1 protein-coding gene is annotated in these 16,865 nt (G+C 63.2%); it reads right to left on the bottom strand.

Translation table 11 applies throughout. The features are described from left to right. Positions 1-75: 75 nt before the first annotated feature. The gene (locus AC3WQS_RS12035) at positions 76-16,770 is read right to left on the bottom strand and encodes an amino acid adenylation domain-containing protein (RefSeq protein WP_492713395.1); all 16,695 of its coding nucleotides are present in this window, start codon (positions 16,768-16,770) and stop codon (positions 76-78) included. Between the last annotated feature and the right edge of the window lie 95 nt (positions 16,771-16,865).

Here is a 16,865-nt window from a genome sequence, read left to right as displayed (position 1 = left end):
CCCTTAATGAGGTGAGGGTATCAATACTGTGAGCCCCCGTATAGCGGTCGACCCCGCGGAGCGATGCGACGTATGTCATAGTTTCGCCCCTTCACTCACGTCATCCCCTTCGGCGATGGCTGCAGCCTCGATCACGTCGACCAGCTGACCTGCCCATCCACGGACCGCGCCCGCATCGACGCGGTCGGCACGGAACCCGAGAGTTGCAAAAACAGGCCCTTCGCCCACCGGCTCGTAAAAACTCAACGTCAAATCCACAGCGGGCACTCCCACCGGAATCGGTACGAGAGAACCGAAGTCGCCGAGCCCGTCCAAATCCGCCTGTTGGTGATGGATCACCATCACCTGAGGTCTCATCGACGCCGGATTACCCAGAGCCTGCTCGACATACACATATGAGACGTCCTGATTGCTCAGCGCTTCCAGGTTGCCTTCCCTCACCCGACCGAGCAATTCTACAAACGTCGGACTACCGGACGTATCCGTGCGCAGGAGAACAACATTGAAGAAGGATCCGATCATCGGTTCGAGACGGGGATCCGACCTGCCCGCAACCAATGAACCGATCGGAAGATCGGTACCCGCCCCAGCCTTCGTGAGAACGGCAGCCAGCGCAGCCTGAAGGACCATGAACATACTCGTCCCGGTGCGCGCAGCCAGTGCGTCGATCCTGGCGTGCAGATCCGCGTCGATGGCGACAGAGACCACGTCGCCCCGAGGTTCCGAGTCATCTTCCGGCAACGGAAGATTCACACTGGTCGGTATTCCGTCGAGCGCATCCTGCCAGTACGCAAGCTGCTTCGAGGCACGGCTGTCGACGTCCAGGGGGTCTCCCAACAGCTCGTCCGACCACACGGTGTAGTCGGCGTAGGTCAACGCAAGCTCGTCCCAGATCGGTTGATCTCCCTGCGACCTGGCTGCATAAGCAGAGACCAGATCTCCCAGCAGCGGCACTACGGACCACTCGTCGACGGCGATGTAGTGCATGACGAGAAGCAGTGTCCGAGAGCCGTCTTCACCGAGCACCAGATGAACCCGCAACGGCGATTGCTCACGCAGATCCATCGGAAGTTGAGCCAGTTCGAACACCACTCGACCTACATCGCCGGCGCCGACATCGACCACATCGACAGTCGGCCGCACCGATTCTCTTGCCACGACGATGCCGTCGACCTCGACGAAGGTGGTCCGCAGGGGTTCGTGCCGCGACGTCACATCGTCCAAGGCGTGCCCGAGAATCTCCGGATCGATCTTCGATTTCAGGGTCAGCGCCAGAGCGTGGCTTGCTTGCGGGTGCTCGCCGGCTGCGCGGAACAACTCCCACTGACGACGTTGCGGCGCAGACAGACCCATAGTCTCCGGACGCCTCGCCGCCGGCGCCAGGACCGGGCGTCCACCCTCCGAACGCGCAACGACTGCCGCCAACTCCGCAACGCTCGGTGCGTCGAACACGTCTCGAATACTGACGTCCACGCCGAACGCTTCACGAATGCGACCGACGAGTTTCATCGAAGCCATCGAATGTCCACCGAGTTCGAAGAAACTGTCGTGGACTCCGACGCTCGGGAGTTGCAATATCTCCGCGAAGGCAGCTGCAACCGTGGACTCCACGGCAGAGCGAGGAGCAACATCACCCGCCAACTCCGACCAGTCCGGAGCGGGCAACGCCTTGCGGTCGAGCTTTCCGTTGGGCGTCAACGGGAGCGGACCATCGAGAGCGACAACCATGGTCGGGACCATGTAGTCGGGCAACGACACTGCAGCGAGATTTCGCACTGCCGTCGTGTCCACCACAGCACCGGGTTCGGGTGACACGTAACCGACCAGGCGCGTGATTTCGCCCTGCCGATCCGCGACGACCGTTGCCTGCTTCACCGAAGGATGGGCACTGAGAGCTCCGATTATTTCACCCAATTCGATTCGGAAACCGCGAATCTTGACCTGATCGTCCACGCGGCCGAGGAAGTCGATGTTCCCGTCCGAGCGCCACCGCGCTCGGTCGCCGGTGCGATACATGCGATCGCCCGCGGTGAAGGGATCGGCGATGAATCTCTGTGCCGTCAGATCGAATCGGCCCAGGTAGCCTCTCGCCAGGCCTCGTCCCGCGATGTACAGCTCGCCGGATACTCCCGGCGGAACCGGACGCAGTTGATCGTCGAGCACGTACGCCTGTTCGTTGGGGTCTGGGACTCCGATGGGCACAGCACCGTTCCAACCGGGTTCCGCCTGCCACAGTGTGTTGTTCACCGTGGCTTCGGTGAGTCCGTATGCGGCAAGCAAATTCAGCCGCTCCGCCCATCGCCCGATCAGCTCGGGCGGAACCGTCTCGGTTCCGACCAACACCGTGCAACCCTGCGGTACTTCACATCCCGCCGGCAGGGCGGCCAGCAACGAGGGAGGGATGATTGCATGAGTCACGCGATTGCTCGTCATGAAATCGGTCAACGCCGGGCCGGCCACTCGTGCGCTCTGCGGCACGATCACCAGGGTGCTGCTCGTGCACAGAGCCATCGCCAATTCGAATACCGCTACGTCGAAGCCGACCGAAGCAAACTGCATCACCACCGAACCCGGTACCAGTCGCATCCGAACCTCGGCTGTGGCAACAAGACTCGGAATACCGTCATGAGAAAGGACAGCGCCCTTCGGCTTGCCGGTCGATCCCGAAGTGTAGATGACATAGGCTGCGTGGTTGACGCCAACTGGTGGCCTGGGAGTTTCGACGATCACTGCCTCGTCCAGTTCCGCACGTATCAGCGGATCGTCCAAGAGGATTCGCTCGACACCGGCCACATCCTCGATCCGCGAGCTTTCCTCCGAGGTGGACAGCAGTACCGAGGTGCGAGAATCGGTGAGCATGTAGGCGATGCGCTCGCTCGGGTGGCTCAGATCCAGGGGTAGATACGCTGCCCCCAGCTTGAGCACGGCGAGGACCGATGCGACCATCTCCACCGAACGCGGGACGGCAAGTCCCACCACGTCTTCGACCGAGACCCCGCGCCGATACAGCACGCCGGCTATCCGATCACATTGCTCGGAGAGCTCGCGGTAAGTGGCCTGCCCCGCCTCGTCGCGCACCGCAATCGCCTCGGGTGTATCAGCGACCCCACGCGCGAAGGCGTCGTAGAATGTTTCCTCCGGCACGTCGACGGCGGTGTCGTTGAACGAGGTGACAACTTGCTCGAGTTCGCCTGACAAGAAGATGTCGATGTCGCCGATCTCAATGTCGGCCGATTCCACGACTGCAGCGATCACCGATTCCAATCGGTTCGAAATTCGCTGTGCTGTTTCGCGATCGAAGAGGTCGCTGCCGTATTCGAGTCGGACGTCGATGCAGCCTTCGTCGCCGAGGTACTCGGTGAAGTTGAACACCAGATCGAACTTGGCTGTGTACTCCTCGAGTTCGAACGGATCCCCGCCCATCTCCTCGCGGCTGTGATAGCCGACCATGACCTGGAAAAGCGGGTTGCGTGCCAAGGTGCGCGACGGATTGAGGCGTTCCACCACAGTTTCGAAGGGAACATCGGCGTTGGCGAAGGCCTCGAGGTCTCCCTCGCGAACGCGATCCACCAACTCCCGGAACGTCGGGTTACCTGACGTATCCGTGCGCAGCACAATCGTATTGACGAAGAAGCCGACCAAGTCGTCGAGCCCCTGTTCACTACGTCCGGCTACGGGAGCGCCGAGGGGAAGGTCCTCACCCGCTCCGAGCGCAGTCAGCAACGCCGCCGACGCCGCGTGCAGGACCATGAACATCGAACTCTGGCTCTCGCGCGCCATATCTCGCAGTGCGGCAGTTGTGTCCACACCCAACCGTGTTACCACTGCGCCACCGGAGAAACTCGGTCTGGCCGGTCGGCTCCGGTCGGCGGGAAGCAGCAGTTCTTCGGGGGCTCCGTCCAAACTCTTCGCCCAGAAGTCCAACTGCGTGCTCAGTAAACTCGACGGATCGTCGGCGCTGCCGAGCAATTCCCGTTGCCACAGGGTGTAGTCCGCGTACTGAACCGGTAACGGTTCGAAAGCTGGCTCCTCGCCCTGAATCCGAGAGGAGTAGGCAGACATCAGATCGCGCAGGAACGGCCGATCGGACCATTCGTCCGTTGTGATGTGATGCATGACGATCACGACGATTACGGCACCGTCTACTCGGATCAGACGGGCGCGAATCGGAATCTCGTTCGAAAGGTCGAACGGACGGCCTACTGCCACTGCAACTTCACCGGCGACACCGGATTCCCGTGAATGAACTGTCTCGACCGGAACCTTCGCCGATTCGAGAATTATCTGTTCCGGTGTTCCGTCCACCAACCGGAAGACCGTACGCAAGGATTCGTGTCGTCCAACGACGTCACCCAGCGCCGCGGCGAAGACGTCCGCGTCCAATGCACTGTCCAAGCGGAGCACGATCGGGAAGTTGTAGGCCGCGGAGTTCTCTTCCATCTGTCCGATCAGCCACAAACGCTGTTGAGCGGCAGAAAGTGGAAGGTGGTCCGGCCGCGGCTTCGCTACCAGCATCGGTCGCGTCGATCCCTGCTCGGCCACAATGCGTTCCGCGAGTTCCGCGACGGTCGGCGCTTCGAAGAGATCACGCATGGTCAGACTGTTCGGAATGGCGATCCGAGCTCGACTGATCAGTTTGGTGGCCAGAAGCGAGTGCCCACCGAGGTCGAAGAAGTTGTCGTCGACACCGATGTCGTCCACATCGAGTACGTCGGAGAAGAGCTCACAGAGAACCTCTTCCGTGTGGTTCCGCGGTGCAATCGACTCCCCACTCCGCTCCCCCAGCACCGAATCGGCCGTGGGCAGTGCCTTGACGTCGAGCTTGCCGTTGACGGTCATCGGTAGTGACTCCACCTCGATCACCACGGCCGGAACCATATAGTCGGGTAGGAGAACTCGCGCCTGCGCGCGGTAGTCGTGCAGGGCGCCGAGTTGCACGGGTGTCACGTAGCCGACGAGCCTCTTGACTCCGCCCGCCCCGACGTCGACCACGACCGCTGCTTGCCGCACGTGCTCGTCGGATTCGAGGACGGAGACGATTTCGCTCGGCTCGATGCGGTGACCTCTGATCTTCACCTGGTCGTCGGTGCGGCCCAGGAAGTCCAGGTTGCCGTCAGCGCGTCGCCGCACCAGATCCCCGGTGCGGTACATACGTTCTCCGGTCCCGGCCGGTTCTGCGACAAAGCGCTCGGACGTGAGCGCAAAGCGTCCGAGGTAGCCGCGAGCCAAACCGGCTCCGGCAATGTACAGTTCGCCGGCAACCCCGTCGGGGACCGGTCGCAGCCAGCCGTCGAGAATGTGCGCCGTGGTGTTCCAGATCGGCTTGCCGACCGTCGGGGTGACACTGTCGGCCGTTCCGCCGCCGAGAGTGTTGATCGTGTATTCCGTCGGACCGTAGAGGTTGTAGCCCACGGTTCCCTCGGTCTCGCGCAGCCTGTTCCACACCGAATCCGGAACGGCTTCACCGCCGAGCAGGACCAGCGGAGGACGGTGTTGTCCCACACCGTCGTCGAGCAACCCGCTGTCGATCAGGTGCGTCGCGTAGGTCGGTGTCACGTTGACGACGTCGATTTCCTGTGCGTCGCAGTATGCAACGAGCGCCTCGGCATCACGACGCAGATCCTCGTCACAGATGTGCACCTCGTGACCTTCCACGAGCCACAGAAGTTCCTCCCACGACATGTCGAAGGCGAAGGACACGGTGTGCGCGATCCGCAGGCGCCGGCCCGTCGCGGCGATCACCGGTTCGAAGATCGCCTCGCGGTGGTTGAACTGCATGTTCGTCAAGCCGCGGTAACCGGTGACCACGCCCTTGGGCTTGCCGGTCGAACCGGAGGTGTAGATGACGTACGCGGGGTGGTCGAGCCGATGCGGTGCTCCCGGGGCGAATGCTCCGAGTTCCGCCGCGGAGAGTGCCCGCGCCGAGATCGTCAGTCGCCTTGCCGCAGTGTCCGGCTCGTCGAGCACGATGGTCCGAATGTCCGCGGTGCGGACGTCCGCGCCTTCGAATTTCGGTGCGGCGGCGACAGTCGTCAGCAACACGACCGGATCTGCGTCGTCGATCATCACGGCCAACCGTTCGGCCGGATGGTCGAGTTCGAGGGGTAGGTAGGCAGCGCCCGTGCGCAATACGGCGAAGAGCGCGACGACCATGTCCACCGAGCGCGGCAGACCAAGAGCCACGATCTTTTCCGGCCCGGCGCCGTAGTTGATCAGCAACCGCGCCATCCGATTGATCTCGCCGTCGAGATCGGCGTAGGTCATCCGACGCTTCCCGAACACGAGTGCCGTGTCGTTCGGTTGCGTCGACGCCACCTCTTCGAACAGGTCGGCGATGGTACGCTCCGGCAAATCCCGGATCTGTGTCAGCCGCCCTACTGCGGGAACCGGAGATGCGACAACCGATCCCGTCATGTCGTGCGACCAACTCTGCAGCAGATCGACGAAGTGACCCAGTAGGTCCTCGGCTCGGCGCGCTGTCACCAGGTGCGGATGGAACTCGAACTTGACGTTGACGGTGGCACCCGGGGTGACCACGACGGTCAGCGGATAGTGCGTGTGATCGATACTGTCGCTGCCGCTCACGTCGTGTGCGGCATTGAGTGCGTCGACTTGCTTCTCGTCCACGAAGTTCTGCAGGACCATCAGCACGTCGAACAGTTGACGATGCTCGGAAACACGCTGGATCGAGGCCAATCCGAGATAGTCGAACGGCATCTGCGAAAGTCGATCCGCCTGAGTGCGACGAAGAAGTTCCTCGACGCTCTCGTTCGGATCCAGTTGCAGCCGAACGGGAACGGTGTTGAGGAACATGCCCACCACGGTGTCGATTCCCGGTACCTCCGGCGGCCTTCCGGCAACCGTGGAGCCGAAGACGACGTCCTGTCGACCGGTGGCCGACGCCAGCACCAGAGCCAGCGCTGCGTTCAATACCGTATTGAACGTGACGCCGGACGCGGCAGCGCGCTCCCGCAATGCACGCGAAAGCGATTCCGACAGAACCGCATCGCGGCGATCCGGAAGCTGAGGTTCGACGCCGGGCGTCGGCTCGGCAACAAGCGTCGGCTCCTCGAGTCCTGCGAGCGCTCCGCGCCACCCCGCGTCGGCGGCTGCACCGTCGCGGTCGGCCAACCAGGCGAGGTAGGCCTCGAACGACCCCTCGGGTTCGCCGAATGCGCTGTCGTCCCCGCCGGTGTCGTACAGCGCCAGAAGCTGACTGACGACAAGGCCGTTGGACCAGCCGTCCCACAACAGGAACTGCCTGTTGATCACCAGTCGATCATGTCCGCCGGGCAGATGCAGCACGCTCATACGCCACAGCGGCGGCGCGGTCAGGTCGAATGGAGTCACTCTGTCTTGGGCGGCGACGGCCTCGGCGCGCTCACGAGCAGCCGAGTCGTCGAGTTGACGGAGATCGTGGACGGCGACGGGAACATCGAGTCCCGCACTGAAGAACTGCACGGGCTCGTTCAGTCCTTCGCTCACGAATCCCGCTCGCAACGTGGGATTTCGTCGTTGAAGTGTCCGGGCGGCCGCAGCCAACTTGTCGACATCGAGGGTGTGCCCGAAATCCATCGAGAACTGTGCCGTGTAGATGTCTCCACCACTACTGCTGTCGCTGCTGCCTGCGTAGCCGGCTTGGAAGTACAGGCCTTCCTGCAACGGTGAGAGTGGGAGGATGCTGCTGACACCGGCCGGGCTCGCGTCGGCTATCGCGTCGATCTCGGCCTGACTCAGGTCGAGCAACGGCACATCGGACGGGGTCAGGATGGGAGGCCCGTCATGCTCCGCGGCCGCAGCCGCCAGATCGCCGAGCGCCGAAACCCAGCCGTCGGAGAGTGACTGCGCATCCTCCTCGGACAAATCTTCACTTGCCCAAGCGAAGTCGGCACGGAGTTCCGAATCCACGCTGACGACATTCACGATCAGCCGATACGGACCTCCCATGTCTGCGTCGGGATCGGTGGACATGGCTTCGGATTCCGCTGCCAGGGACCATGCTGTCGATCCAGCTGTCGTCGTACGTCCGAGATAATTGAACAGGATCTGAGATTCGGAGCGCCCCGCCAATCTCGATGCCGTACGTGCATTCACGTACCGCAACATCCCGTAGCCGATACCGCCGTCCGGAGCCGCCCGCAGGCTCTCCTTCACCTCGCGCAGCGTGTCCACCGGGTCGGTTCCGCCGAGCAGTCGCATCGGGGCAATCGTGGTGAACCAGCCGACTGTTCGCGACAGATCGGTCCCGGGTACCAATTCCTCGCGGCCGTGCCTTTCGAGATCGACCAGCAGTTCGCGCTCACTGCGACCGGTGGAACGACGCCAGCGCTCGACCGACATCACCAACGCAGCCAACAGAACATCCGTTCCCTCGGCACCCAGCATTGCCGCAACCGTTCCGAGTGCCGCCTCGGAGATTGCTCCGTCCACCGTGACCGTGCGCCTCGCGCCTCCGGATACAACGGCATAGCTCGCGGTACCGGGGATCAACTCCGCGCCCGGAGCGGTCACGGTCAACCAGTGATCGAGTTCGGCAAATCGATGAGCACTGCTTGCGTGTTCGGCCACCGTGCGGGAGAAGGTACGCAGCGAAGTTCCGACGGCGTCCAATGCTGCGGGCTCTCCGGCCTCGACGGCCACCCAGGCCATCGCGAGATCCTCGAGCAGGGTTCCCCACGAAACCCCGTCCACGACCAGATGGTGCGCGACTATCGCGAGTCGGCCCAGATTATCAGCGCCACAATCGAACCAGACCACCGAGACCATCCGTCCTGCAGACGGATCCAAACGACTGGTCGCACACTCGGAACGTTCGGTGATGAGCGTCCGCAACTCGGTGTCATCCAGTCCCCGAGCATCAACGCGTTCGACAAGGTTCGCTGCCCGGATACTGCCGGGTTCCTCGATCCGCGCCGACCACATTCCGCGGTCATGTCGGATCAAGGTTTGGCGAAGTCCGTCGTGGTGATCGAGCACGGCCTGCAATGCGCCGGTGATCGAATCGAGAGATGTTGCCGGAGAGTGGATCAGAACTGCCTGGTTGAAGCGATCGGTACCACCCGTCCATTCGGACAAGCGGTGCACCACCGGCAGCGGAACCAGCTCACCCACGCCGATGTCGGCCGTGACGGTGGCAACCGACGTGGCGACATCACCCACCGCTGCGGCGATCGCAGAGGGAGTGCGCAATTCGAAGATCTGACGCGGGGTCAGTACTACCGAATCACGACGAGCCAGGTTGACCAGTCGGATCGCCAGGATACTGTCGCCGCCGAGAGTGAAGAAGTCGTCGCGTGCCCCGACGCGTGGCAGGCCGAGAACTGTCGCGAAATGCCTGGCGAGCAGGTCTGCAACGCCCGAGGAAACTACTCCCGTCGTTTCGCCCACCTGTGCCGCGAAATCCGGTGCCGGTAGGGCTTTTCGGTCGAGCTTGCCACTCGGGCTCAGCGGCAGGGACTCGAGCCGCACGAACGCGCTCGGCACCATGAACTCCGGTAGCACGGACAACAACTGCCCTCGAACCGCAGCGTCATCAGCATCTCCGACCAGATAGGCGACCACCTGTGCGCGGTTACTCGGACCGTCGGTTCGGACGATCACGGCACTTGCCGAGACTCCGGGGCACAATGCCAACTGCGCTTCGATTTCACCGAGCTCGATGCGGAATCCACGAACCTTCACCTGCTCGTCGACACGGCCGAGGTACTCAAGAACGCCGTCGGCATTCCACCGCACGATGTCACCGGTCCGGTACATCCGCGAGCCGCCGTCGCTGTACGGATTCGCCACAAATCTTTCGGAAGTCAATCCCCCACGTCCATGGTAACCACGCGCCAGTTGTGGTCCAGCCAGATACAGCTCACCGGCGGCACCGGCCGGTACGTTCTGCAGATACGGATCGAGAACGAACAGGCCGGTATTGGCGGCGGGTGCGCCGATCGGGACACTGACCGCGTCTGCCGGAGTGTCCTGCACCGACGGCTGCCAACTGACGTCGACGGCGGCCTCGGTGGGGCCGTAGAGGTTGTCCACCAGAACGTTCGGCAGGATCTCGGCAACCTTGCGTGCAACGTGAACGGGCAGTGCCTCACCGCTGCAGTTGACGATCTCGAGGGAAGAGCACAGTGCTGCTTTCGGCTGCGCAAGAAAAACTTCCAGCATCGACGGAACAAAATGCACTCGGGTCACGGAATGTTCGACGATGACGTCGGCCAGATAGCCCGGATCCTTGTGCCCGTCCGGCTCGGCCATCACCAGAGTTGCCCCCACCAGGAACGGCCAGAAGAATTCGGGGACGGAGACGTCAAAACTCGACGGGGTCTTCTGCAGCATCCGGTCGGAGAAGTCCAGCGGACGTATCTGCTGTGCCCAGAGCAATCGGTTGACGACACCCTCGTTGGTGACCACAACGCCTTTGGGACGACCGGTCGAACCCGAGGTGTAGATCATGTACGCGGCATCCGCGGGCGATCCTGGGACACTCAGCGGTTCGGCTGGGAACTGCGCGGACTCCGATACCGTCACCCGCGGAACCGAACCCGAATCGAGTGAAGAATCTTCCGACACCACGACGCACACCGGATCGGCGTCGTCCAGCATGTACGTCAGCCGCTCCGCCGGGTAGCCGGTGTCGAGCGGAACGTACGCTCCCCCTGCCTTCCCGATGCCGAGTATCGCAACCATCAGATCGACCGAGCGCGGCAAGGCAACCGCCACCAATGATTCGCGTCCGACGCCACGTTCGCGCAGCAGATGCGCAAAACGATCAGCGCGAGAGTGAAGTTCGGCGTAGGTCAACGACTCTTCACGGAAGATCACTGCGGTGGCTTCGGGCGTACGCCCGGCTTGATCCTGCAGCAACTCGGTCAGCGTTGCGCGCGGCCGATCCAAGGCCGTGCCGACGCTCCCGGGCTGTGCGGGTGCCAGCGCGATCCGGCCGATGACCTGGTCGAGATCGCGAGAGAGTTCTGCTAGCACGACTGCGAGAGCTTCCGCCAGCGACGCAGCGGCATCGCCGTCCACCTGAGCAGTGTCGTACTTGAGCTCCAACGCCAATTGATCGCCGGGGACGACGATCAGGGTCAGCGGGTAGGCCGGTCGCTCGTCGAATCGAATTCCCGTCAGTCTCACCGAGTTCGTCGGATCAGCGATTGCCGTGTCACCGAGTGGATAGTTCTCGAACACGACCAGTGATTCGAAGTTCTGCTCCAGTCCGCCGGTCCGCCGCAGTTCCGGTAGCCCCAGGTACTGATGGTCGAGTAGTTCCGATTGTTCCCTCTGCCAACGAGAAAGTGCTTGCGCGGCTGTCTCTGCCGGATCGAACCGCAACCGAGCCGGCACAGTGTTGATGAACAAGCCCACCATGGACTCGATGCCGGGCAGGTCTCCACCGCGTCCCGATACGGTTGATCCGAACAGCACGTCTGTTCGGCCGGTCATTCGGCCGAGCACCAGTCCCCAGGCGCCGTGCACGAGCGTGCTCAGCGTCAAACCGTAGGAGCGTCCGGTGGTCGACAGCGCGCGAGTATCACTGGCGGACAGCCCGACTCGGGTAGCATGGATTCCGCTGCTGCCCGCGCTCGGCGCGGGAAGTTCGACCGCGGGCCCGGGAGAGTTCAGTGCTTTTCTCCACACCGCTGCCGAAGCCTCGTGATCGTGGTCGGCCAACCATTCGAGGTAGCTGCGGTACGGCGCCGGACTCGGGAGCACCACGCCGGAATCGCCAACGCTGTACGACGCCATCAGCTCCCGCAGCATCACCGGGACCGACCATCCGTCTGCAACCGCATGGTGAATCGACTGCAGCAGAAGGTACTTCTCCGAAGAGGCACGGAGCAGTGTGTAACGGACGAGCGGCGGCTGCGCGAGGTCGAACCCGCGCGCGCGGTCGGCGGAAAGCAGTTCATCCACGTCGGCGCCGGCATCCGTGACTACTGCCATCTCCACGACGACGCTCGGGTGCACCACCTGCACGACCCGGCCGTCGCCCAGGACCGAGAATCCGGTGCGCAGCGCCTCGTGTCGATCCACGACGGATTGCAGCGCACGGCGCAGAGCCGCGCTGTCCACGGCGCCGGTCAGCTCCACGACCTGTTGCACGACATACTGATCAGCCCCCGGATCGGCAAAAGCCGAATGGAAGTAGATCCCTTCCTGCAACGGAGTGAGCGGGAGAATCTCTTCTGCCTTCGGCAACCCGTCCACATCGGCCTGAGTGAGCGCCACCAGAGGGTAGTCGGACGGTGTCGCGCCGCCGAAGGCTGCGAGCCCGGACACGGCCTTGAGCGAGTCCAGCCACAACCGCGCAAACCTGTCGATATCGCTACGCAGGAAGATATTCGACGCCCAGGTCAGAGTGGCCCGCAGTCGTGGCCCACCGGCCGCTTCCTCGGCTACGACGTCGACAGACAACGCGTGACCCAACGGCATGGACGGATCGGCAGCGCCGTCCATCGACACCGGGAACCAGTCCCCCTCTGCAACTGCAGTGCGCCCCAGATAGTTGAGCACCACCTCGGGTGCTGCGACGCTACGCAACTGATCCGAGCTGCCGAGGTATCGCAATGCGCCGTACCCGAACCCTGCGTTCGGGACGCGTCGAAGTTGCTCCTTGACACTCTTGAGAACCGCCGCCAACTCGCCGCTCGCTTCGAGATCCGGAGCGGCTGTACCGATCTCGAGTGCAACCGGGAATACCGTGGTGAACCATCCGACAGTACGTGTCAGGTCGACGTGCGCAGCGCCGTCACCGCGAACGATGTCTTCGTCGCGTCCGTGCCCTTCCAAGTCGATGGTCACCGATGCGGCACCGCTCCACTTGGTCAGCGCAACGGCCAATGCGGTGATCAGCACTTCGCTCACGTCGGCCCCGAACGCCCGTGGGACACTGCCCAACAACCGATCGGCGAATTCCGGAGGCAGGGTGATCGATCGCGCCGCAGCGGTGCGCGCGAGGTCAACTGCCGGGTCGAGTGCCCGACGGCCGAGAGGTGACTGTCGTGCGGAAGTCACCGAGTCCCAGAACTCGATCTCCGAGTCCAGTCGCCCGGTTCCGACCGCCTCCGAAACGAGTTCGGCATACCTTCTCACCGACGTGCCGACCGGAGCGAGTGAGGGTTCGTCGCCTTGTATCGCTGCGATACCCGCGCGCGCAAGGTCTTCGAGGATGATGCGCCAGGAGACACCGTCGACGACCGCGTGGTGGATGACAAGCAACAGTCTTCCGGGACCGGTCGCAGTGGTGAAGAGAACAGCACTGACCATCGTGCCGTCTGCCGGGTTCAGACGCCTGACGGCTCGCTCGGTCTCGGCGACGATCAGCGGTCCGCATTCTGCGAGCGGCACCGGTAGTGCACGGGTCTCGAAGACCACAGCCGATTCGTTGGTGGCCGGAACAAGCAGCGATCCTTCGGAAGTCAACTTCGCACGAAGTCCATCGTGGCGTGCCACCAGGGCATCGAGCGCCGCCTCGACGTGCTCGGACGTCAAAGCTGACGGAGTCTGAATCAGCGCTCGCTGATGGAAGGTTCGTGCTGCGTCCGGCGTCCCGAGGGCCCTGGCAGCGATGGGCGTCGTGGCTACGTGGCCGATCGGTTCGTCCGCATGATCGACGATCTCAGCCGTTCGGCCGGATTGGGCGCGCGCCATCGCCTCTGCGGTGCGCAGCTGAAACACCTCGCGTGGACTGATCGACAAACCGGCTGCACGAGCCGCGGTCACGAGCGAGATCGCGACGATGCTGTCACCGCCCAGTGCAAAGAAATCGTCGGTCACGCCAACCGATTCGAGACCTACCGCCGACGCGATCAACGTGCAGAATTGTTGTTCGACTTCGTTTCTCGCGGCGACGTGTGCACTCAGTTCGGCGAGATCGGGCTCAGGAAGGGCTCGACGGTCGAGTTTGCCGTTGGCCGTGAGCGGAAACTCGTCGAGGACAGTGACGGTGGTCGGGACCATGTAGTCGGGCAGCTTGCTCGCCGCCCACTCGCGAATGTCCTGTGAGTCGACCGCAAGGTTCGTCCCCGACGCTGCACTCACGTACGCGGCGAGATACTTTGCACCTGTGGGTGCTTGACGCACCAGAACTGCCACGTGGCGCACTCCGGGGTGTGAGATCACGGCGGCTTCGACGTCTTCGAGTTCTAGGCGCATGCCACGAATCTTCACCTGATTGTCCGTGCGCCCCAGGAAGTCGAGGGTGCCGTCGGCGGTCCATCGAGCCAAGTCACCGGTGCGATACATCCGGGATCCGGCCAAATCGCCGGAAACAAAGGGATCTGCAAGAAAACGAGACGCGGTCAACGCCGACGCGCCCACATATCCGCGCCCCAGTAAGAAGCCCGCTGCGTAGAGTTCGCCGCCGGTGCCGACCGGAACCGGCTGCAGGTCGCCGTCCAACACGTACAGGCGAGTGTTGGGGTTCGGGCGCCCGATGGATGTGGCAATTCGTTCCGCGTCCTCGCGGTAGATCACATGGGAGACACCGATAGTCGCTTCCGCCGGCCCGTAGCCGTGATACAGCGTCGTGGACAGTTGGGCACGGAACCGATCGAAGAGTTCAGGCGTGAGAACCTCACCGCCGCACCACACGTGCTTCAACGAATCGAGCTGATCGGTCCCGTTCGCCAGATCCAGAAGGATGTCGAGCATCGACGAAACCAAGTAGACAAAAGTGACCGATTCTCCGGCGATCAGGTCGAGCAGGTATTGCGGGTCGCGTTCCCCCTCTGGCTTCGCGATCACCAATCGACCGCCGGAGACGAGCGGGAGCAGGATCTCGTTGATCGAGATGTCGAACGAGAGTGGGGCTTTGAACAGAGAGGCATCGCCGGACCCGAACCCGAGAATCCGCTCCCGCTGCCACAGCAACCTTGCGCAGATTGCCTCGTGGCGGATCATGGCGCCCTTCGGACGTCCGGTCGAACCGGACGTGAAGATGACGTACGCGAGTTGGGCACCGTGAATACGAATGCCAGAGGTCATTATCTCGGACAGGTCCGAAGGCCCGTCCTCGTATGCCCACGCGGAGAGATCGACCAATACGGAGTCGTCTACGCCGTCCGAGGTGAGCACCAATGTGGCACCGGCATCGGCGAGGACCGATTCGCGGCGCTCTGCGGGCCAGGACGGATCCAGTGGCACGAAGGCGCCGCCGGCGCACATGACGGCCAACAACCCCACCACCATCTCGGCGGATCTCGGAAGGCCGATCGCCACAACGGTTTCGGATGCGACACCGCGCGAGATCAAGTGCGCGGCGAGCTGCGATACCCGACTTTCGAGCTCGCCGTAGGTCAGCCGAACGTTGCCGTCGACCACGGCGACAGCGCCCCGATCGGCCGAGAAGCTGCTGCGCAACAAATCCGGCACCGTCGTCACGGGCTGCGGTTCTGCGGTGTCGTTCCACCCGTGGAGCACGAGTTCACGCTCCGCGAGCGACATGGGGTCGAGTGCCGAGATCGGAAGCTGCGGCTCGGCCACGAATCGATCGAGGAACTGTTCGATTCTGGCGGTGTGATCGGCCAACTCCCTGTCGAATCCGGCCGGGGCGCGGACGTCGATCTCGATCGGTTCCCCGTCCTGACCACCGCGCACACTCAGATCCAGGTCACTGACTCGACCGGTCACCGAATTACGCACGCGCACCGGGCAGCCGCCGAAGGTGAGTGTGTGTTCGAACATCATCGAGTTGATGCCGGGACCGAAGACCTGGCGGTCGGGATCGATTGCTCGCACGTCGCGTGCGAGATCCTCTCCCCGGTACCGCCCGTGCTTGAGTATCGAGATCAAGGCGGTGTCGAGACGAGTTGCCAACTGGCCGATGGTTTCCGAGCGTTCGACCCGAATACCGAGCGGCAGAATCGTCGACGCCATCGAGGGAGTGCGCCGCATGTCGCGACCCACCCGAGCGGCCATCGGCACCGAGACGACAACGTCGTGCTGTCCGGTGGTTCGTGCAATGTACGCGATCAGCGCAGCCATGGGCAGGCGAGTTCGCCGAATCCCGGCGTCGGCGGCATAGCGATAGAGCTGCGCTGCACGATCGACGTCGAGCGTGAGCATCGCCGCGATCGGCGGCAGCGAATCATCCACCTGCCCATGCAAAATCCGCGTCGCTTCCGGTCCTGATTCAACTCGTTCGACCCAGTACTGACGGTCGAGCAGGAACCGCGGAGAGTTCCGGTATTCCAGATCGGCCGCCACCACCGCATCGAGCGACCACACCGGCGCCGCAGTCTCGAGGTCCGGATCGTCGTACCGCTCGGCGACGTCGGCGACGATGAGCGAGATGCCGTACCCGTCGACCACGCTGTGGTGATAGCGCTGATACCAGATGACTCGGTCGTCAGCAGTTCGCAGAAGCACCTGGCGGAACAGCAGATCGTCCGCACCGAAGACCCGAGCCATGTCGGTGTCCATCCACGACTGCGCAGTCGAATCGGGATCCGCCTCGGCGCGAAGGTCGAGAATTTCCACATCCCAGCGCGCATCCGGAATCGGCACCTGGATCAGCTGGTTGTCAGCATTCGCCCGAAAGTGCACGAACAGCGCTTCGACGCGCCCGACTGTGGCCTTGATCGCCGCTGCCGCGCGCTCGACGTCGATCGTCCCGTCGACCTCGACGACAAGTCCGATGTTGTACACCGGACTGCTCGGATCGACGTTCTGAGCAACCCACACCTCACGCTGAGCGGCCGTCGCCGGGAGCGTTGCGTCCAGATCGCCACCGCCCGATACAGACGGGTGAGCTACCTGAGAGTGGTCAGACATCGAGAAATCCGATCATCGTCGTTCATGCTCATCGAACGACGAACACCCTCGCAAGTTTAGGGTAGGCTACCCAGGAACGTGAAGGTGCGCTCCCG

Source organism: Rhodococcus sp. FW305-130 (genome assembly GCF_058788335.1).
This window is presented reverse-complemented; position numbering and strand designations above follow the sequence as displayed.